Annotated in this window: 15 protein-coding genes and 1 pseudogene; 5 read left to right on the top strand and 11 right to left on the bottom strand. The window is 40.3% G+C overall.

Annotation, left to right across the window (positions count from 1 at the left end; all coding sequences use genetic code 11):
* Positions 1-71 precede the first annotated feature (71 nt).
* Complete coding sequence (locus V7K53_RS02895) at positions 72-1,154, bottom strand: ATP-dependent 6-phosphofructokinase (RefSeq protein WP_335196186.1); 1,083 nt, start codon at positions 1,152-1,154, stop codon at positions 72-74.
* A 429-nt stretch (positions 1,155-1,583) separates the two neighbouring features.
* Between V7K53_RS02895 and era the strand changes: the two genes are divergently transcribed.
* The 3 genes from era to V7K53_RS02880 all read left to right on the top strand — a co-directional run bounded on the left by era (position 1,584) and on the right by V7K53_RS02880 (position 3,787).
* Complete coding sequence (gene era / locus V7K53_RS02890) at positions 1,584-2,558, top strand: GTPase Era (RefSeq protein WP_335009870.1); 975 nt, start codon at positions 1,584-1,586, stop codon at positions 2,556-2,558.
* Positions 2,559-2,655: 97 nt separating this feature from the next.
* The gene (locus V7K53_RS02885; RefSeq protein ID WP_334872710.1) at positions 2,656-3,333 is read left to right on the top strand and encodes a response regulator transcription factor; all 678 of its coding nucleotides are present in this window, start codon (positions 2,656-2,658) and stop codon (positions 3,331-3,333) included.
* A 163-nt stretch (positions 3,334-3,496) separates the two neighbouring features.
* Positions 3,497-3,787 (top strand): hypothetical protein, encoded by a 291-nt coding sequence (locus V7K53_RS02880; RefSeq protein ID WP_335196152.1) that lies wholly within the window; start codon positions 3,497-3,499, stop codon positions 3,785-3,787.
* A 741-nt stretch (positions 3,788-4,528) separates the two neighbouring features.
* Here V7K53_RS02880 and V7K53_RS02875 read toward each other — a convergent pair.
* The 5 genes and pseudogenes from V7K53_RS02875 to V7K53_RS02855 all read right to left on the bottom strand — a co-directional run bounded on the left by V7K53_RS02875 (position 4,529) and on the right by V7K53_RS02855 (position 9,417).
* Positions 4,529-5,269, bottom strand: a complete 741-nt coding sequence (locus V7K53_RS02875) for a DUF3891 family protein (protein WP_335196185.1) — start codon at positions 5,267-5,269, stop codon at positions 4,529-4,531.
* A gap of 323 nt (positions 5,270-5,592) precedes the next feature.
* Positions 5,593-6,285 (bottom strand): manganese catalase family protein, encoded by a 693-nt coding sequence (locus tag V7K53_RS02870; RefSeq protein WP_334704370.1) that lies wholly within the window; start codon positions 6,283-6,285, stop codon positions 5,593-5,595.
* A 165-nt stretch (positions 6,286-6,450) separates the two neighbouring features.
* Positions 6,451-6,751, bottom strand: a pseudogene (locus V7K53_RS02865) (GlsB/YeaQ/YmgE family stress response membrane protein).
* A gap of 420 nt (positions 6,752-7,171) precedes the next feature.
* On the bottom strand, positions 7,172-8,554 hold the full coding sequence (gene hemN, locus V7K53_RS02860) for an oxygen-independent coproporphyrinogen III oxidase (protein WP_335196151.1): 1,383 nt from the start codon (positions 8,552-8,554) through the stop codon (positions 7,172-7,174).
* Positions 8,555-8,700: 146 nt separating this feature from the next.
* Positions 8,701-9,417: a biliverdin-producing heme oxygenase gene (locus tag V7K53_RS02855; RefSeq protein ID WP_335196149.1), complete on the bottom strand. Its 717-nt coding sequence runs from the start codon at positions 9,415-9,417 to the stop codon at positions 8,701-8,703.
* A gap of 910 nt (positions 9,418-10,327) precedes the next feature.
* Here V7K53_RS02855 and V7K53_RS02850 point away from each other — a divergent pair.
* Both V7K53_RS02850 and V7K53_RS02845 read left to right on the top strand, forming a co-directional pair.
* Entirely contained in the window at positions 10,328-12,562 is a 2,235-nt protein-coding gene (locus V7K53_RS02850; protein ID WP_335196148.1) for a DUF1796 family putative cysteine peptidase, read from the top strand.
* Positions 12,532-12,876, top strand: a complete 345-nt coding sequence (locus V7K53_RS02845) for a hypothetical protein (protein ID WP_335196188.1) — start codon at positions 12,532-12,534, stop codon at positions 12,874-12,876. Before V7K53_RS02850 ends, V7K53_RS02845 begins: the two co-directional genes overlap by 31 nt.
* Positions 12,877-12,923: 47 nt before the next feature.
* Here V7K53_RS02845 and V7K53_RS02840 read toward each other — a convergent pair whose 3' ends face one another.
* From V7K53_RS02840 to V7K53_RS02820, 5 genes are all read right to left on the bottom strand, one after another.
* Entirely contained in the window at positions 12,924-14,402 is a 1,479-nt protein-coding gene (locus tag V7K53_RS02840; RefSeq protein WP_335191740.1) for an amidase, read from the bottom strand.
* A gap of 259 nt (positions 14,403-14,661) precedes the next feature.
* Positions 14,662-15,342: a hypothetical protein gene (locus V7K53_RS02835; RefSeq protein WP_335191737.1), complete on the bottom strand. Its 681-nt coding sequence runs from the start codon at positions 15,340-15,342 to the stop codon at positions 14,662-14,664.
* A gap of 339 nt (positions 15,343-15,681) precedes the next feature.
* On the bottom strand, positions 15,682-17,184 hold the full coding sequence (locus tag V7K53_RS02830; RefSeq protein WP_335196147.1) for an acyl-CoA synthetase: 1,503 nt from the start codon (positions 17,182-17,184) through the stop codon (positions 15,682-15,684).
* A gap of 147 nt (positions 17,185-17,331) precedes the next feature.
* Positions 17,332-18,312, bottom strand: coding sequence for a magnesium transporter CorA family protein (locus V7K53_RS02825; RefSeq protein ID WP_335196146.1), 981 nt, complete (start codon positions 18,310-18,312; stop codon positions 17,332-17,334).
* A 220-nt stretch (positions 18,313-18,532) separates the two neighbouring features.
* The gene (locus V7K53_RS02820) at positions 18,533-20,593 is read right to left on the bottom strand and encodes a tetratricopeptide repeat protein (RefSeq protein ID WP_335196145.1); all 2,061 of its coding nucleotides are present in this window, start codon (positions 20,591-20,593) and stop codon (positions 18,533-18,535) included.
* Positions 20,594-20,772: the final 179 nt, after the last annotated feature.

The following is a 20,772-nucleotide window of genomic DNA, read 5'->3' as shown; positions in this document are numbered from 1 at the left end:
ATTTGAAGTGAGGAGTTTTTTAACTCTTAACTCCCCACTCCTAACTTCTAACTCCTAACTCCTAACTAACTTCAGTCTCCCAAATAAATACTCATACCACGAGCAGTTTTAACTAAAGTACCATTGGGATCGACGGCGCTATATTGAGCGATCGCTTCTGTAATTGGTACACTTAATACTTGGCGATTTTGCCATGTCACCATGCGATCGTATTTATCTTCGGCAATTAGATTAACTGCTGCTACGCCAAAGGCGGTTGCAACTAATCTATCTAGTGGTGAAGCAGTTCCACCTCGTTGAATGTGTCCTAAAACGGTAACTCGCGTTTCTACACCGATGTGCTGAATAATTTCATCGGCTAAGTATTCGCCAATTCCACCGTATCGAGATTGACCTAAGCGATTGGTAATCGTCACATTTTCGCCATCTTGAGTGCGAACTGCTTCGGAAACAATAATCAAACAATAGTTTTTGCCTTTCTCTTGGCGTTCTTTGATTTTGTGGCAAATATGCTCAACTGTATAAGGTATTTCGGGAATTAAAATTACATTTGCTCCTCCTGCAATTCCCGCAGCTATTGCTATGTGTCCGGCATCACGACCCATTACTTCCAAAATCATGACTCGGCTATGACTTGCAGCGGTAAAATGTAACCGATCTAGTGCTTCCGTAGCAATATTTACTGCTGTATCAAAACCGATGGCGTGTTCGGTAACGCCAATATCGTTATCAATGGTTTTGGGAATACCTACTAAATTAATACCGCCTTGTTGAGCGAGGCGACGCAAAATTGCCAAGCTACCATCGCCACCAACGCCAATCAAAGCGTCTAAACCTAATTCATGATAACCTGCAATAATTTCTTCGGAGCGATCGCATAAACTTCCATCCGCCATCGGAAAGGCAAAAGGGTCGCCTTTATTGGTCGTCCCCAACATTGTGCCACCCGCAGTTAACAACGAGTCAACTTGGTCAACTTCCAGCTTGGTGAATTGTGGCGGACGCGCCATTAATCCTAGAGTCGCTTGACGGATTCCCAAAACCTCCCAGCCGTAAGTATTTACAGCACAATTTACTACAGCCCTAATCACAGCATTTAAGCCAGAACAATCACCTCCACTTGTCAGAATTCCTATGCGTTTGGGTTGTCCCACATCTTTTATTGACATTTTGATCCAAATGTATATATTAAGTAGTCGATGAAACTTAAGCCAAAGTTAGCAGCAGATTAAACCTAAGCAAAAGTCCTCCCTGTTAATGCCAAAGTAATTTTATGTTTCTTTTGGATCTAAAAACAAAACAAAGTCTAAAAATTCAGCAACCCTTGAGCCAAAAGTCATAATTTATGTGGGTTTAGTATGATTGCCGATGAAATGAGGTAAACTTGGAGTTTAATTTTTTTAATATTCTGACTACTGAATTCTGACTCCTGAATACTACAACTAAGGTTATCTCAGCTGTAAAATATAAGTGTAGAGCCGGTAGTAGATTAAACCTCGGCAAAAGCAATCCCTAAAAATGCCAGGGTAATTTTATGCCTATTTTGTGTCTAAGAACAAACCAAGTTATCCCAGCTATAAAATATGAGGGTGGAGCCAAAGGTGACTAGTATTGAAAATTACAACTTCTCTTATTCAGGAGAAGTAGCAATTCCCCAGGCTCCTCCTGAGTTTAAATCAGGTTTTATCGGCATTGTTGGTCGTCCAAATGTCGGTAAATCTACTTTAATGAATCAGTTAGTAGGACAAAAAATTGCCATTACATCACCAGTAGCACAAACTACACGTAACCGTTTGCGCGGTGTACTAACTACACCAGAAGCGCAGTTAATATTTGTAGATACGCCAGGAATTCATAAGCCCCATCATCAATTGGGCGAAGTATTGGTGCAAAATGCCAAAATTGCCATTGAATCGGTAGATGTTGTGTTATTTGTGGTAGATGGATCTGTGGCTTGTGGATCGGGCGATCGCTACATTGCTGAATTGCTCAGTCGCAGTAAAACACCAGTGATTTTGGGCGCGAACAAAACCGACCAACAACCTGCTGAATCGCAGTTTCTAGATGATAGCTACGCTCAGATGGCCCAGTCTCATGAATGGAAAATTGTGAAATTTTCTGCCAAGACTAGTACAGGATTACCGCAACTTCAAGAATTATTAATTGAACATTTAGAAATTGGGCCATTATATTATCCTCCAGACTTGGTAACTGACCAGCCAGAACGCTTTATTATGGGTGAATTAATCCGAGAACAAATTTTATTATTGACTCGTGAAGAAGTACCCCATTCAGTAGCGATCGCCATTGACCTAGTAGAAGAAACTCCCAGCATTACCCGTGTACTTGCTACCATCAATGTCGAGCGTGATTCCCAAAAAGGCATACTCATCGGCAAAGGTGGAGCAATGCTCAAAGCAATTGGTAGTGAAGCTCGCGAACAAATCCAAAAATTAATCGCTGGCAAAGTTTATCTCGAATTGTTTGTGAAAGTCCAGCCAAAATGGCGACAGTCGCGGATTAGTTTAGCAGAGTTAGGCTATCGCGTGGAAGAATAATAATTGGTCATTTGTCATTAGTCATTAGTCATTGGTAAGCAAAAGACAAAGGACAAATGACAAAGGACAAATTACAAATGACTCTTAACTAATAAAAATGTCTTTAGATACTCACTATCCGTTAAATTTACCCGTCAATGCTCCGCCTTTGCGCGTGTTAATTGTCGAAGACGATCCGATGATGCAACTGGGCTTAGAGCAATCGTTGATGGCTCATCCTCAGTTGGAGATTGTTGGACAAGCAGAAGATGGTTATTTGGGAGTTCAAGCTGCACTGCAACTGAAACCTGATTTGGTGGTTATGGATATTGGGTTGCCGCGATTGGATGGTATTGCCGCAACACAGCAAATTAAGGCGGCGTTGCCAGCAACTCATGTGGTGATGCTGACATCTCATCAAACGGAGACAGAAATTATTGCGGCACTGTCTAGCGGTGCAGATGCGTATTGTATCAAAGGTGCAAGTGTGGAAAGATTGTTAAGTGCGATCGCAGCCGCAGTTGATGGTGCAGCCTATCTCGATCCCCAAATTGCGCGGCGAGTAATTGATAATCTCAAACCGCCTTCACCCACCACTAACACCGCCAACTTATCTGGGCGGGAGTTAGAAGTGTTAAAGCTGATGGTAGACGGGTTGAGTAATCCCGAAATTGCCGAAAAACTCTATCTCAGTCCCAATACCATCAAAACTCATGTTCGAGGAATTATGAATAAATTAGCAGTGGACGATCGCGTGCAAGCAGCAGTTGTGGCACTGCGTTCTGGGTTGGTTTGAGATTAGAAGCAATCCAAATCTTTACTACTGAATATCTGGATCGGCGTGCATAGCGATTCCTACTCTGTATGTAACTTTCAAAATACTAAATGCGAACCTTTGGGTATATTTCTAACTATCCAAATAGTTGTAAAACTTTTAAAGTTAGCTAATTTTTTGTTCCATGCGCTCATTACTATTTCAAAACTTGAAGCTGACTATTTCTACAGCTTTAGGATTTACGATTATGGGCTATATTCTAAGTCTACCTCTGAGTTTACTCGTCAACTCAGAAGCAGCAAGATGGCAACTCAATCTACAACCTAGAGTAAGTATTGAAAACCGAAAGCTTGATGAGCTTGGAAGTTTTCAAGCTAGGGTAGCACTTGGAGGGACAGCGCTCGGAATCTTAGTAGCTCAAACAACTTTTATCGTGTATATATTTGGACTTAGCAATCGTAGCACTAAGCAGTAATATCTTTGACGAGATATATGTAAACACAGCCTTTAGATCGCCTGATACAGTTGTATATTATGGCGATCGCCACACCTTTAGCTTTCAAGTTGGCACACATTTATAACCTAATTTACAATTAGAGGCGTACATATATATATATGTACGCCTCAAGAGCCAATTTATTTGTTGACGATTTTCTGGAAAAATAGTCTACCTCAATGCATTTTAGTTAAAAGAGTTTGAGAATTGATTAGGGTCTATATTAGCAGGAAATAACAAAATCTCCTTGCCTTCTAAACTTGCCTTTTGGTGAAGCAAAATTGCCTTTTCCAAAGAACAATATTTAATTGGAACCCATCTGTCGCTATAAAAGTAGACAGTTACTCGGCTCATTGCATACTCTTTCAACGGCAGTGGAAGAGACCAGGACGAGTCCACAGTTAGAACCTTACCTGTTGAGTCCATGCTTTGAACCTCAGTTATTAAGTATATTTACTTTCACTGATTGGAATGATTTAAAGGAACTATCATAAGTAATAACAATCTGTCTTAAAACTACATCTTTAGATAAAAGTTAAAATAATTAAAACCGATCTCACGCCTTTAGCACTAAATGCGATCGCTACTTCTGGTATCTCATCAGCAGTCGTTACTCAGATCGCCATTATAAGAATAAGTAGGGATTTGATAGAAGAGTGCGATCGCATAACCTAGTTTTTTACAGCTATTTTCAGCAAAATAGCTGTAAGCTTTACGCATCTAACTCTTAATGAATGTCCACTCTAGTACCTTAATCGGCGCTTCTTGTAGTGCTTGAGTTAATTCGGTGCTGGTCTGAAATTTCACCTGGGAGAGGTCGCAGGCTTCGACATTGACCGTGAATTTATTGTCTTGGAAGGGCCAGGGTTTAACAACAACCAAGTTATCACTGCGCTGCATGATGTCATAGCGCTCGCCTTCAGGGCCCTTGCTAATTTCTAAAAACCGCTCATCGTCAGGTAGTTCTTGCTGACAGAGAATAAGCGAAAGGCGATCGCACCATTGCATAAATGCATAGGCTGCATCAACTTCCTCCTTTTTAATGCTCAATTCTTTGCGCCAACGTTGCTGATTTTGAAGTTGCTCGTCTAAAAGTTTGTCTAATTTTGAAGACTTACCCCGGCTTGACTCATTTAAACGGCTGATGTGCATAGAAATTAATAGAGCTACCCATCGTCCACGATAAAGGGCATTCTTTGCCAAATTAGCCAATTTATCAACACCTGCATCTAAATCGGCATTTGTGGAGAGCATGAAGTCCTTTGGCGCACCCGCTTCAGTTAGAATATCTTCTTCCCACTCTTTTTCTAGATCGTCGTGATGAGAAATTGCAGCTATTGTTTCATATAACCTTACTGGCGCATCTTTACGTCGCCATTGTCCCGCTAGTTCAGCTGCTAATAAAGCATGGGCACGATGATAAATGACTTCCCAACCATTTGGCGTAGCGTTGACAATCACAAGTGAATCTCCTGATTCTGAGTTTTGATTTTGAGTTGAATTAATTTCTGAAGTCAGAAATATCGCGGTAGAAATTGAAGTAGGGGCGCAAGTTCTTGTGCCCCGACGACAGGTGCGGTTCAAATACATGAAAACTGCTGTAAATAAAAATCCCGACTTTTTAGAAAAGTCGGGATTTTTTTTGATCGCTAAATGTAGCTCAACAGCCCAACGTTTTTCAAAGAAGGTAGGTATTTGCCTACCAGATTATTGGGAGTTGTTCAGAATCTGCCAAAAACCTCTTTGCTCAAAACCAACCTATATTATGACTGCAAGCTATGCAATTAAGAGTGGCTTTCTAGCGGATTAGCAACGTATTTGAATGTTGGCTCAGAATTCCAAGGGCCACGCTCATCCTTACCATCTCCGTTTGTAGATAGGTTGTAGTAGAGAGCAACAGTTTCATCTGGCTTAATATTGCCAAAGAATGGATCTGTCAACTTACCTAGCGAATCTAGAGCTTTCATAAACATCTGAGTATGAGAAATTTCTCGTGTTAACAGATGGACTAAAGTCTCTTGGGTTCCTTTGTCGGTTGCCAACTTAATCAACTCTTCATAAGTCTGACGAGCGCCAGCTTCGGCTGCAACGTTAGCTCTTAAATCACGTACTACATCTCCACCCTCATTCAAGTAATTTGCAGTCCAGGCATTACCTTGGCTATCTAGAAAATGAGGCCCAATTCCTCGAACTGCAAAAAGAGTACTCTTGTAAGCCTCTGTTTGATCTACATTTTTAGTATGAGCCTCAATGAGTTTACCAACCATTTCTAGATGGCTGAATTCCTCAATCGCAATGTCTTGGAGCATATCTTTAATGCCAGCATTTTCGACATGGAATGATTGAACCCAATATTGAAGCGCTGCACTAAGTTCTCCAGTAGCTCCGCCAAACTGCTCTAAAAGCAACTGAGCAAAACGTGGGTTTGGTTCGCTAACGTTAACTGCATGAATAGGCTCTTTTTTGTGAAAAAACATAGATTTACACTTCCCAAAATTTGGTATTACGGAACGAATCAACTTATCTTTCAGTTTTTTTCCAGATAGAGCTAATTTGATGTTTTATAGCTTCTTAAACTGGTGAACTAGAAGACTGAATAAAATACAGTACTTATCTCAGGGTTGATAACTACCAATCAGCGGTTATACATTGCTGCTTCTTCTGATTAATCCCCACAGATAAATAGCAACAATTGCACCAAGCACAGCCACTAAAATTCCAGGAAGAGTTAAACCAGCGCCAGCCGCAGTAATTTGCAGAGTTCCTGTTCTTAACAAGGTAAACAAAGTTCCACCGACGAAAGCACCAATGATACCCAAAATCATTGTGGAGAGAATTCCGCCGCCTTGAGAACCAGGATAAATAGCTTTAGCGTAGGCGTAAGCCCGCCGTAGGCATCGCACCTGCCAAAAGTCCTAAAACTATCCAAGCAATAATACTCATAACCGCCTCAACAATCTCACTCACTTAATATCTAAGTTATCAACTCTAATTCCAAATTCTTTCTACCAGATGGGGTAAATGCTAAATCCAAAAGTTATACAAAATAATTTATATCCAGATTGTATAGATTGAATGATAATTGGCATATTTTAAATCTTAATACCAAACAAAAGTTTTGGTATATTAAGTTATAATTCATTAAAATATATAGTCACAGACATAATTTTTGTCTGCAAAACTAAATGTTAATTCATTAGTCAATATATTCTATTTTATCTCTACCCTAAGGCATAAAGTTTGTATCTAACTTTTTGGGGATGTATTAAAAATATTTTATATAGTCTTAATAATATCCCCTCCACTTTTATTTTTAAATTAGATTGAGGGGATAATATGTGGTAAAGATTTGCAGAAGCGATATCAAATAGCGCGGGAGAACTTTGTCTCTCGCGTTCTTGTATGAGTATCAAATATGACGGCAATATTTCTTACTAGTAATCTACCGATGTCGGTAATCTGAATCTGATTTTTTGATAAACTGACTAGACCATCAGCTTCTAGTGGTTTTAACGCCTCTAGTTCCTCAGAAAAATATTCGTCAAAGCTGATATGATATTTGTTTTCAATATCTTGCTTATGAAGCTGAAAATGAGACATAATACCCATAATCACATCCCGTCGAATAATATCATTCTGAGTGAGTTTGATACCTTTACTAACAGGTAAACTACCTGCTGCCAGTGTCTGATAATAATCCTTCAACTCCTTGTGGTTTTGAGCATAAGCATCTTCTAACATACTGATGGATGTGGCACCAAAACCAAATAATTCTGTCTCGGAGTGGGTAGTATAGCCCTGAAAATTGCGTTTGAGAGTACCATTACGTTGAGCGATCGCTAGTTCATCATTAGTTTTAGCAAAATGATCCATCCCAATAAATAGATATTGGTTATTCGTCAATTCTTCAATAGTCATTTTCAGAATCTCTAACTTTTCCTCGGCTGGGGGTAGCGCCTCTTGAGGAATATTTTTTTGCGTCGGTTTGAGCCACGGCACATAAGCAAAGTTAAAGACAACAATTCGGTCAGGATCTAACTCAATCGTCTTTTTCAGCGTCTCTTGAAATGTCTCACGTGTTTGATAAGGTAAACCATAAATTAGGTCTACATTCACACTTTCAAACTTAGCTTCTTTGATCCAACTCATGACATCAAAGAGCATTTCTTCAGGCTGGACACGATTGACAGCTACTTGAACTTGACGATTAAAATCCTGGATGCCAAAACTAATGCGGTTAAATCCAATCTTTCTCAGAAAGAAAATGTAGTTTTTATCGATATAGCGGGGATTAATCTCAATTGAGATTTCTGCTTGGGGATCGATGTTAAAATAACGATTGATATTTTTCCATAAAAATTCTATTTGGTGACGCTCCAAATAATTAGGAGTACCACCTCCCCAGTGGATTTGCAGCACTTTTCTATCTGAATCGATTAAAGCTGCGGTGTTTTTAATATCTTGAACCAAAGACTCTACGTAAGGTTTAGCAATATTCTTGTTGTTGGAAATTACTGTATTACAGCCGCAGAAATAGCAAGCGCTTTGGCAAAAAGGGATATGGAAATACAAAGAAAGAGGGGTTTTGCGTTGATTCGAGGCATCGATCGCGGACTTAAAATCAGTTTCAGTGAATGTTTCGCTTAACTCTGTAGCGGGCGGGTAACTGGTATATCTAGGTGCGCGAGTGTCGTACTTTTGAATCAGATCCAGATCAAACTTGACACCAGGTAATAGAAAAACCATTGAGTTGCTTTCCAATGAATGAAGGGAGTAGGTAGAGACGCGATTAATCGCGTCTGTGGGGGGTGGGAAATGACAAATGACCAATACTTCTCTACGAGAGGCTGCGCTCAGTACAAGTGATAAATGACAAATGACAAATGACAAAATTAATTAGCCGCAGCTACTTCAGTGCTACCTGAATTCTGAGAACGAGTGAGGCTATTAAAGAGAACTTGACCGAGTGCTTTAATTAAACTTCCCTCTAACTCTTGAGCCATCTTTAAATTGAACCCAAAAGCATTATTAGCTTCTGCAACAATCCGTTCTGCTGTTATATCATCAACGGGCAATGCATTTAATGCCTGACGATACTTATCCTTAAATGCCTTTTTGTCAGGAATTTGCTCAAAGTTATAAAAGGATGTGCCTTCATAGCCAGAAAGCTTTAGGGCTGACTGAGCAACTTTTTGTAGCATTTGACCCCCAGAAAGATCGCCCATGTAGCGAGTGTAGGCATGACCTAGCAATAAGGCTGGTTCACTAGCAGAAATTTCCCGAATGCGCTCAATGTAGCTCTGGGCAGCAGGTGAGGCTGTAACTTGCTCTCTCCAATTATCCCCATAATAGAACACCATGTCTTTTTCGAGTGAGGATTGGCGATTAAGTTCAGGAAAGTAAACTGCACTAATCACAGGATGCTCTACATGGCTCTCTAATGCCGCTTCTAGTTCGCTGTAGACGTAATACAAGTTGCTTAAGAATTTAGCGAAGCAGTCTTTATCTACAACTCCTTGCAAAAAACATTTCATGAATGCCACATTTTCCGCTGATGTGTGGGCTTGTTGAGTTCCAGAGCGGAGTTGGATGGCTAGATTGCTACTCATTGTTGCTTCCTTCATATTCAAGCGCAAGGTTTCTTGGCAGTCACCGACTCACGATGCCTACCACGACCAGCTAAAAAATTGTTATTCTAGGTTTAGAAAGGATCTGCATCACTACTATCTGGCAAATACAACTGCCGATGCAAATCCCAGCTATTTTTATTTCTCCTAAGATTATTTAACTATTCATTCATATATAGCTATTAAGATATTCATATTTATTTATGTTTTTCTGATGCTCATGTTCAGGCACATCCTAGTTGACTAGTAACAAAAATGGTTGTGAGATAGGCATTTAAACTCTTCTGAAACGATGGATGATAAGCGTTTAACTCGTGACTTATGGTCATGAGTGTGCAGCTTGCAGAAATAAAACTTGATATAACTGGTAACTACCGCTCTTCTATGACTCTGGAAAGAGAATAATCCAAGCGATTAGAAATCGCCGCTACACAAACAAAGTCCGCCTGCGCAGACTAACGCCAAAATAGTGTTTCAAATTTAATCTCACGAGAGTAATAAAAGAGCGCTACATACATCTGCTCGCCATCACATTAATCGTATCTCAGTGTTGGTTAACTGTAATTAAATAGTATTTGATACTAGTTGATTGCGTATTTTAGTGCTATTGAAGGAAAAATTTAACTTAATCTTATCCTTGTTTTGATTTGTTCTTAGTTGTACTAAAACTTTTCATACAATATATTCTATTTAATTAGGATTAAATCTTCTATAAAAATCCAATTTAATTTTTGAAAAGCTTGCTGTAGCTTTCAGCGATATAAATCAGAGCTTCAGTATACTTAAGAAGATTAATACCGGATTCTTAAGAGTTCTATGTGATATTCTCAAAACAGATTTAAGGATTCAGCTGACCGTTTGGTATAATCCTCACTAAATCAGGATAAACTCTATGTATATATTCCAGATCAGTGCATACACTCAAACGGGCGAATCCATTGGTCTGGTGGGTTCTACTCCAGAGTTGGGATTGTGGGATATTAGTAAATGTGTTCATCTGCGCACAAGTAGCGATCGCTATCCTTTATGGTGGACAAATATTGACATTCAAGAGTCAGGCGATGGACAGAGAGTTGAATACAAGTATGTGCGTCTGGATGCAAACGGCAACGCAACATGGGAGAGCTTACTAGATACAAACCGCTGGATTCAAATTGACTCTAACGATGATGCCAGCAAAATTATTGTGGATGATGGCGCATTCAGTTATTTACAACCTTACCCTTTTGGATACATTGAGAAGCCTGCTGTTAAAAGACCCCTTGATGAAGAGTCTGAAGGTTTAAAAATCGTAGTCATTGGTAGTTCCGTCGCATTAGGTCATAAAGCTTGGTTTTTGAAAGGTTGGGTCTGGCTGTTGGCACAGGCTTTACAGCAAAAATATGGTCATAAACTCGTGAATGTATCGGAGGTGGGAGCGAATGTCAGCAGAACGATCGCTAGATTCCCCTGGTTTGTCACCCCAGAAAAACCGGATATCGTCATCATTGCCCTATCTCTGGGTAACGAAGGGTTAGCCTACTGTCCCCTTCACGAACGGCGGGCGGTACAACGGCGGTTTGAAAGTGGCTTGCAGCAGCTTGTGAAAATGACGCGCGACATCGGAGCAATCCCGATTTTAGGCGGAGTCTATCCCAACGGTGATTATTCCCTGGAACATTACTCGCTGATCCGAGACACACACAAACGAATGCTCAGTTGGGGCGTGACTGTATTGGATTGGTTGGCAGCTGTAGATGATGGACAAGGACGATGGAAAGCGGGGACATCCTTCGATCCGGCTCACCCGAATACAGTTGGTCATAGCCTTATGTATCAGCAGATCGACCACCATTTATTCGATATCAACAAAGACGCATTAGCAAAAGAAAAACAACGCTTCCGGCAACCGAATGAATTCCCCATCTACTTTGATAATGGGGGCTTTCATGTCTCTGTGTGTATGGAAGAGAAGCGTTTACGGATCGTTAATTCATCGGAATACAGCTACACGATCGCTCCCTATTGGCAAGAACTACAAACCGCACTGCAAAGTAAGGCTGGATTGATACCGGGTATTTACATTGCGAAGTCTGTCAAGCCGGGGACGCTCCCTTTCTTGGCTGTAGAGGATGGCGCGATCGCAACTACAATAAACATCCCCCCAAATACCGATTTAGAATATAGCGCCGCCTTCAATCTTTTTTCGCCGAACAACGTTTTATTCTATGACGGGCATTTGGGGATTTTGCAAGCGGATGAACGCCACCTCTGGATAATCAACGAATCAGACAGCGAGTACAACATCCAGCCGATGTGGACGGAAGTTTGTAACGCACTTAAAGCCATGCCATCGGGTGTTTATGAAGATCCGCTTTATCCCGATGTCCCCTTTCGCACGATGATGATTGGTAAAGATGGGTTAGAAAGCCGGGTGAAAGCACCACCTAAGTCTGCGGTGTTGTTCCAATATAAATGTGAGTTATCGGATATCAGCCGTGTAGCGATTCTTCCCCTTGGCGATCGCTGTGCCATCCGTATGATATTGTATAAAATGGAATATGATGGCCCCGCCTTTCCCTTCGATCTAACGCGCACCACTAATATTGCAGATGTTGCGGATGCGATCGAACACGGTTTTGATGATATGTGGAATCCTGCCTTTCTACACTACAGCCCCGATGAAGAGAGAATTTACCATAGTAAGTGGTCGGGTTTATCCTTTGCCCATGAAGTCGAGGAGACAGACGACCCAGCGAACGATATGTTTCCCGTCCATGAACGGATGCGCGTTCGCTACACAGCACGCTCTGAAAGGTTTTGGTATGCACTGCGGCATTGCGACAAAGTGCTTTTTGTTCGCACAGGAATTAGCGATCGCGGTGGTGTAATTGATCTGGTCAAGAAGCTAGAAAAACAATGCCAGGGGAAGCCATTTCATTTGTTGCTTCTTTCTCCTGAAAGCAGTGATGAGTTTTTAGACCTTCCCAATGTGCTGCATTACAATGTCGAGTTTAATCCCGATCGCATGTATGACGATTTGGGGCACTGGATGTACTGCACAGAGGTGATGCGAGGAATTCTGGAATCCCTTGGGGTATCTAGCAAAAACCTTTTTTGGTGTCCGCCCAAAATACCGAAGGGGTGAGAAACTGGGTAGAGGCGATGCCTGCGGCGGGCTACGCCAACGCATTTGCTATTTTGGCGAACTCATTTGTTATTTCGGCAAACTCATTTGTTATTTCGGCGTTCGCATTTGCTATTTCGGCGTTCGCATTTGCTATTTCGGCGTTCGCATTTGTTATTTCGGCGTTCGCATTTGCTATTTCGGCGAACTCATTTGCTATTTCAGCCAATACGGTTCAGTTAAGGCTAAAACTCTGTTATCCAAGTCTATTTTTTAACGAACCGCCAAGGCGCAGAGGACGCAGAGAGAAGAAAGAGAAGGAAAAAATTGCTTAACTGAACTGTATTGGGTTATAACGATGAAGTTTAATTGCTGCCATTCCTCAATAGCCTAATGGATGGCGGAAATCACCAACCACTTTATCAAGTTCTTGAGCGATCGCTAGCAATTCCATCTCGCGCCATCGCTTGCCAATAATTTGTATTCCAATCGGTAAGCCATTATGAGTTTGCCCTATAGGAATCACCACCGCAGGATGACCACTGAGATTAAATGGCATAGTGTAAGCACCGTTTGCCACCGCATAAGGATAGGATTTGCCCTCAATATCAATGGCGCTCCAAGCCGGACAATGGGTAAATGCAGGGGTTGCTGTTACAGGAGTGAGCCATACATCCCACGCTTCTAAAGCTTCATCCATTTGGGAAATGAAGCGATCGCGCTCGGTGAGTGTCTCGAAATATCCTTTTAAGCTGGGATTCAAAATTTCTGGCAGAAAGCTGCTGAAATTCCCCAATTTTCGGAGTTTTTTATCGCCTTGAGTTGCCGTGCGAAAGAGTAACTCTAAGCTGCGTAGCACATTATAGCGATCCTTGGGTTGGGCGTAGTTGTTAATATATGCTTCCATTCGCCCGCAGAGGTTCCACACTGTCGATAAATTAAAGTCTTTGGGAAGCCAGCGTTCAACATAAGTACCTGCTTGAGCGAGTTTTTGCACGACTGTTTGTATTGCGCCTCGAATTTCCGCAGCAACGGGAACCTCCACCCATTCATCAATCCAAGCAATTTTAAGATCCTGCAAAGACTTGCCTGATGGAGTATCAAGGGGAATTGGTGGCACATCTGGGCGACGCAAATCCGCACCAGCGATGAGTGAGAAACAAAGGCGAATATCTTCGAGCGATCGCGCAAAACAGCCAATAGTCAACATTTGTCGCAAGCATAGCGGCATTCCCGGTACTTCAGGGATACTTCCGGCGGTGGAAATACGGCGATCTGTTGGCTTTAAACCATACACGCCGCAGAAAGTTGCAGGCTGGCGCACAGAACCAGCAAGATCGTTACCTATATCTAATGGTGAAAGTCCGGCTGCAACAGCAGCAGCACTACCTCCAGAACTGCCACCTGCTGTATAGTCAAGATTCCAGGGATTATTTACCCGTGGAAACAGAGAATTTGTACTTTGATAATCACCAGCCAGTTCTGCCATGTTCGTTTTTCCGAAGATAACGGCTCCTGCTGCTCGCAACCTTGCGACAACGGTGGCATCCTGTTGAGGAATGTAGTCCTTGAGAGGAATGTAACCTGCTGTGGTACGTAGTCCTACTGTTTCAAAGATATCTTTGATTGCGATCGGGACACCGTGCAGAGCGCCCCAGTGTTCTCCTCTAGCTATAGCTTCATCTGCAAGCTTTGCTCTGGTACGAGCATTGTCTTCGTCTAAGGTGCAAATTGCATTCAGCTTTGAGTTGTGTTTAGAAATCTGCGCCAAGTAAGCATCGAATACTTCGACAGCAGAGACTTGGCGATCGCGAATCATCTGAGCAAGTTGATGAGCGGGTAGAAAAACTAAGTCACTCATAGGTCGATTTAACCTCATTGTTCAGATTCTAAGGCTTGATAAAAATATAGGAAAGAAAAAAGTAAGAACGCTGGGTGTAAACACCCGTAAAACTGCCTAAACACAGGCTTTAGGCGAACTAATGCTGTTCAGCTTCCTTCCGAGAGAATAGTTTTTATAATCTTTCCCTTCAGAGAGAGCAAAAAAATTTTTTGTACAGTTATTCAGATTTATAAGCCTAACAAGCATCTAGCTCAACGTAGTCTTTGACCACGCATGACTACCCCCTTACTATCTGTATCATAGATGTCACCGATGGTTCAACTCCGTAATTCGATACTTTCAGGATTTTGATAGGGATAAGATGATAACTAAACAACAGAGATATTTCATTCGGCAATGAGCTTGGGTTTAAAACGCTATCAATGTCTAGCTTTTGCTCGTAGAGTTTAACAGGTTTTTGAGAAGGATTAACATAAGCATATAAAGAAATTTTGTGGAGTCCACACTCATACATAAAATCTAAAGTATCAGGATGAAAAACGTAGTACTTAACAACACTTTCACCAGGCTTGAGAGATATAATTTCAGGTATTTCTACCTGATTATAATTAAATGGTTGACCAACAAGGATGCTTTGTTTCCAAGCATAAAACCTTTCAATTTTATGAGTTGAAAGATTTGTAAGTTCAATGTAAAAAGCATCAATAACTCCAGTTCTACTACCAATGTTTATAATCGCAATCGGAAAATTGATAAGTAAGGTGTGATTTGGTAAACGCCCAAAAGTTATCCATCTTAGTGGAGGACTAACGAACTTTGCACCACGCCAAATATTCCAATAAGCAGTAAAAAGTGAAATTAAAAGGGACGTAGCCGCTATAAAGTCTTTGGCTTCTATCTTTGGCAAAACGATATTCGGTAGAGATAGATAAAACATGACGTTAGTTATAAATTTCATCTAACTACAAACCGTATTGAATGAATTCCTGACACTACTATCAACTTTAAAGCATTACTTTGCCTTTAATGTGATGGCTTGGATACTAAATACCTACCGACAAGATTACATTCCGGAACAATCTTAGCTACTGGCGGTTCACTTAATTTTAAAGACTTATACCATTTCTTTGTGAGGCTGCGCCAAACCCTTTTAACTTCTTTCTTTACTTTGTGTCCTTTGCGTCCTTTGCGGTTCGTTTTCCTTTCTTGTACTTAAACATGGTTTAGCGCATCTTCATACAGAATTGGTATTACAAGCTTTAAAACTCCACGTCTAATTGGGTGTTAGCGATCGCTATTATTTAAATAGCTCAACCACTGTCGGTTTAGTCACTTTCCCCATCGCGTTGCGCGGTAATTCTTCAACTATCAAAATTTGGGTTGGCACTTTATAAACAGCCAATCGTTCTTTTGCCCAACTCCTGAAAGCTTGTAATGTAAAAGGTTGTGAGCTTTGCAATACTAACGCGGCACACACCCGTTCACCCCACTCTAAATCAGCAACCCCAACCACTGCACATTCCTGAATATCTGGATGCGATCGCAATACTTCTTCAATTTCTAAAGCTGAAACTTTATACCCTCCGGTTTTGATAATATCCACACTCATTCGTCCCAGAATTCGGTAGTTGTCATTCTCAATTACGGCGGTGTCTCCAGTACGGAACCAGCCATCTTGGAAGGCTTTGGCGGTTGCTTCGGGGTTTCGCCAATATTCTAAAAACACTCCAGGGCCTTTAACTTGGATCTCTCCTGGTGTTCCGGCTGGAACTAACTCTCCGTTCTCATCTACTAATCTCACTTCAACTTGAGGCAGAGGCTTCCCCACATATCCAGATAATCGTTCACCGTGTAAAGGGTTTGATAACGCCATGCCAATTTCAGTCATGCCATAGCGCTCAAGCAGAAAATGGCCGCTGATAGTTTGCCACTTTTCTAAAACTTGAACTGGTAATGCTGCCGAACCAGAAACCATCAGGCGCATCTTAGTACAGCCTTCTGACATGATTTTTTGGCGTTCCTTAGAGGCAGTTTCCCAAGCCGCAATTAGCTTTACATAAATTGTTGGTACTGCCATAAATAAAGTTAAGTCACCGTCACAAATTCGCTTCCAAACGGTTTCGGCATCAAACTTGCTCAAGATATGGCACTCTGCCCCAGCCCATAAAGCACAAGTCAGTACGTTAATAATTCCATGAATATGATGTAGTGGCAGGATATGTAAAATGCAATCTTTAGATGTCCATTCCCAAGCGGTGTTTAAGCTAGTTACTTGCGCTTGAATATTTTGGTGAGTTGTAACTACACCCTTGGGTTTACCTGTTGTACCGCTAGTGTAGAGAATTAAGGCGCGTCTCGTGATATCTATCTCTGGAAGGCGACTAATATTATGTGGGAGCGTTTCTGAGGTGAGGATAAATCGTAAATTGTGTTCTTGGGCGAGCGATGCCTGCGGCGGTAAACTACGCAGTATATCCTCAAAATTAGGATGAGCAATAATAATCGATGCTCCAGAATTGGTAATTACATACTCCAATTCTGGGCGTGGATGGGAAACACACAGAGGTACAGCTATGCCACCAGCCCGCCAAATTCCCCATTGAGTGGCTACATACTCAAACCCAGGCGGAATGAGAAAGGCAACTCGCTGCTCTTGTAAATCTTCTGTGTTTTGAAGAAGACTTGTTGCTATTTGACTGGAAGTGTGTAGCAAATCCCGATAGGTAAACGCTCCGTCTGTTGTCACAATTGCTATTTTTTCGTTATGTTCTTCAGCACGAATAATTAATGGTAAATTCACGTTTGTTTGCCGATTTAGGGTTGATTCAGTCTACTTACAGAAAATATATATAATAGTAATCCTATTTGATTTGCTTTCCACTGACAGGCTCAGATCCCCGACTTCTTGAAGAAGTCGGGGATCTTTTTATTCGTAACTTTATAGATATTACAACCAACGTTGTTTTTTAGCATAAACAATACTGCCAATTACAATTAATGCCATCATACAGATTACTACAGGGTAAGCCCAAGGTTGTTCTAATTCCGGCATATATTTGAAGTTCATACCATAGAAACCAGACATAAAAGTGATTGGTAAAAATATTGTCGAGAGGATAGTCAAGCGATTAATTCGTTCGCCTGTTTTACTAGCAATATTATCGCGTTGAATTTCCATCAATTCTGACATCCAAGCTCTTATAGCTTGATATTCTTGCCAGAGTTTATCAACGTGATGAACCAATTCTTGATTGAATAGTTCTTTTACTGGCTGTCCGATCCATTGGAAATCTTCATTATCCATAATCGCCATAAGTAACTTGATGCTTTGAAAATTACGGCGTCCAGAACGAGTAGATTGCCTCATTGTGGCAATTTTTTGGTACGTTGATTCATCACCAGAATTGTCTAAAACTTCATCTTCTAAATCATCAAGTTTTCTCGAAATATAGGTAAATACAGTTTCGTAATTATTCAAAATATCTTTAAATATGAGATAAAAAAGATAGTCAATTCCCAATTTTTGAATATCAAGAGTTCGTTTTTGGAGATTATTAGCTAAAATACTTAAAATTTTGAGTTCAGTGATTTCAAAAGTTATGATAAAATTATTTCCAACCACAATGTTGCCACGCACAACCTCAAACTCATTATTTTTTATTTGAGAACTTAGGATTTCATAGCTATCAAATAAACAATCTTCTACGTCTTCATCAATTCCTACAGGGGAATGGTTGAAAATCATGTTAACACGAGATGGATTGAGTCCAAAGTGCTTGATAATTCTGGCTGTTCCAGTGCGATCGCGGAAGTGAATACAACGCAACCAAATATTGTGAGAACCATCAATTCTTTTCAGTACTGTATCGACATCTCTATGGGTAAATATTTCCAGGTTATCTGGATAAAAAGTCAGGAGAATTAGCATATAGCAATCCTAATTGAGTCGTAATAAAATACTGTGACTCATGGTAATTAATCAGGACTTGAGTCCTTATTTTCTAAGCACTAAAGTGCTTACTACGAACCATCAAAACTAGTTTGATAAAGTACTAGTCGTAAATTTGTAAAGTAAAACACATTTAAATAGCACAATCACTCTCTAAGAGTTTTGACTGTTGATAGCCAACACTATATTGAGTGGTAACTCAATTTTTTTCTATTTTCCCAGATTTAGGGCGTGTAGTTGGCGCTGGCGCTGAATTATTTTGCAGAATTGCAATTTCCCGCCGTGCATCTTGATAACTATCTTGTTCCCCTTGCTGTTGGAATAGTTTTGCAGCTTTTTTGAAGTCTGCGATCGCACCCAGTTTATTTTTCTGCTTGGTGCGAATCACGCCCCGGTTATAATAGGCTAAGGCGTTGTTAGCATTAATTGCGATCGCTCGTGAATAATCCTGATTTGCAGCTTTTTTATTTCCCAGTTCGAGATAGGCGTTACCACGGTTGTTGTAAGCTGCTACATTATTAGTATCTAGTTTTAGTGCTGCGGTGTAATCTTCAATAGCGCCTTTATAATCTCCAAAAGAAAAGCGGTGAATACCTCTGTGAATATAAGCTGCAATAAATTTAGGATCGATCTGTAAAATAGTATTGTAATCTTCAGTAGCTTCTACTTGATTTCCCAAATCGCTGTAAAGATCGCCACGATTCAGATAAGCTTCTATGTATTTGGGATTGATGTTGATTGCATCTGTATAATCTTTAATTGCTTCATCTTTTTGTTTATTAATAGATTGAGTTAAACCTCTTTGATAATAAGCTTTGGCATCACTAGGATTAATCTTAATTACTTTATCAAAATCTTGGATTGCTTCAAGTCTTTGTTTGAGACGACGGCGAAAGATACCTCGTTGCAAGTAAGCTTCGGTATATTGAGGTTTAAGAGCGATCGCTTTGCTAAAATCTTCAATTGCACCTTTATTATCCTTCGATTGAACGCGAGCTAATCCTCGTCCATAGTAAGCATAAGCGTCTTTAGAATTTAACTTAATTGCTTGAGTATAATCTGCGATCGCTTCTTTGTATTTGCCTAATGCCGAAAAAGCAAATCCTCGGTCAAAATAGGCATTAGCATCTTGAGGATTAAGTACAATAGCTTGACTAGAATCTGCTTGTGCTTGCTCGTAGTCTCCTAATCGATAATAAGCATCACCACGCCGATTATAAGCCAAAGCGTTTTGCGGATCTAATTTAATAGCTTGATTGAAATCTTCAACTGCTCCTTCATAGTTTCCTGACTCATATTTATTTACTCCCTCTTGGTATAATGTCTTTTGAGCATCACTCACAAGTTTTGGCGATCTCAATTGCCATGCTGCAACACTAAGGGTAATACATCCAGCTATCCCTGCTAGAACTAGTAATAATTTTTTCTGATGCTGTTTTTGTCGCTCGTCATCAACATTTATTAACTTTTTCAGGTCGTCTAAGACTTCCGTTGCATACTGGTAGCGCTTACGATAATCAAAACGCACCATTTTATTAATAATTTTTGCTAATTTTCTGTTAACTTTGAGATTTTTATCGCGCCAAACTATTTCACCCGTCAGCTTATTTTTCTGACTTCGCAAATTAGATATTTCCTTTGTAGGTAAACCTTTCAGGGCTGCGATCGCAACGATACCTAAAGCATATATATCACTATTGTATTTGAGGTTGCCGTTAATTTGCTCTATAGGCATATACTCCGAATTGCCAACAGTATTATCGATCGCTTCATTAAAAGTACCCAAATTAACCAAAACTAACTTTTTATCTGATTCCCGGCGAATAATATTTGCTGGTGTAATATTCCGATGAATTATGCCATAGCTATGTACAACGACCAAAGTTTCTAATATCTCTGACAAAAGACTAATTACTTGGTCTTCCTTGAGAAGTTGTCCCTGGATAATTTCGTCAGTTAAAGAATTACCAGGTATGAATTCTTGGACTAGATAAAATTCTTCATTTTCTTCAAAAGAACCAATGAGCTTTTGAATTTTATCATGTTCTTGTCCTAGCTTTTCTAAAGTTGCTGCCTTATTCGTAAATAAGCGGCGTAGGATTGTTAAAGCTTGAGGATTGCTATTAGGAAGAGATAACTGCTTTACTACAAATTCTTCACCATTAAGATTAACATCTTCAACTAGATAGGTTTTCTCTTTTTCCCCATCATTGAGAACTTTTAGTATTTGATAATGTCCATTTAGTAAATGACTATTCATCTATATAAAATTATAGTCTGATAAATTGTTCGATTATAGCTTACGTGTTATTACTAGTGATTTTAAAATATAAATATTTATTTATTAACGGGACTTAGACAAAAATTAAGCCCAAATAAAGCCCAAACTAGCTTTATGAGCAGCAAATACGTCACGGTTGAAGGTCAACCAGTCAAAAA

This window comes from Nostoc sp., assembly GCF_036917355.1.
GTDB lineage: Bacteria > Cyanobacteriota > Cyanobacteriia > Cyanobacteriales > Nostocaceae > Nostoc.
Note: the sequence above shows the minus strand (reverse complement) of the source record. Positions and strands in the feature narration are given on the sequence as shown.

What these genes read in the sequence shown, in the direction of transcription:
- era (WP_335009870.1), top strand. Translation starts at nt 1,584, where the DNA reads ATGAGGGTGGAGCCAAAGGTGACTAGTATTGAAAATTACAACTTCTCT.
- V7K53_RS02885 (WP_334872710.1), top strand. Translation starts at nt 2,656, where the DNA reads ATGTCTTTAGATACTCACTATCCGTTAAATTTACCCGTCAATGCTCCG.
- V7K53_RS02880 (WP_335196152.1), top strand. Translation starts at nt 3,497, where the DNA reads ATGCGCTCATTACTATTTCAAAACTTGAAGCTGACTATTTCTACAGCT.
- V7K53_RS02870 (WP_334704370.1), bottom strand. Translation starts at nt 6,285, where the DNA reads ATGTTTTTTCACAAAAAAGAGCCTATTCATGCAGTTAACGTTAGCGAA.
- hemN (WP_335196151.1), bottom strand. Translation starts at nt 8,554, where the DNA reads ATGGTTTTTCTATTACCTGGTGTCAAGTTTGATCTGGATCTGATTCAA.
- V7K53_RS02855 (WP_335196149.1), bottom strand. Translation starts at nt 9,417, where the DNA reads ATGAGTAGCAATCTAGCCATCCAACTCCGCTCTGGAACTCAACAAGCC.
- V7K53_RS02850 (WP_335196148.1), top strand. Translation starts at nt 10,328, where the DNA reads ATGTATATATTCCAGATCAGTGCATACACTCAAACGGGCGAATCCATT.
- V7K53_RS02840 (WP_335191740.1), bottom strand. Translation starts at nt 14,402, where the DNA reads ATGAGTGACTTAGTTTTTCTACCCGCTCATCAACTTGCTCAGATGATT.
- V7K53_RS02835 (WP_335191737.1), bottom strand. Translation starts at nt 15,342, where the DNA reads ATGAAATTTATAACTAACGTCATGTTTTATCTATCTCTACCGAATATC.
- V7K53_RS02825 (WP_335196146.1), bottom strand. Translation starts at nt 18,312, where the DNA reads ATGCTAATTCTCCTGACTTTTTATCCAGATAACCTGGAAATATTTACC.
- V7K53_RS02820 (WP_335196145.1), bottom strand. Translation starts at nt 20,593, where the DNA reads ATGAATAGTCATTTACTAAATGGACATTATCAAATACTAAAAGTTCTC.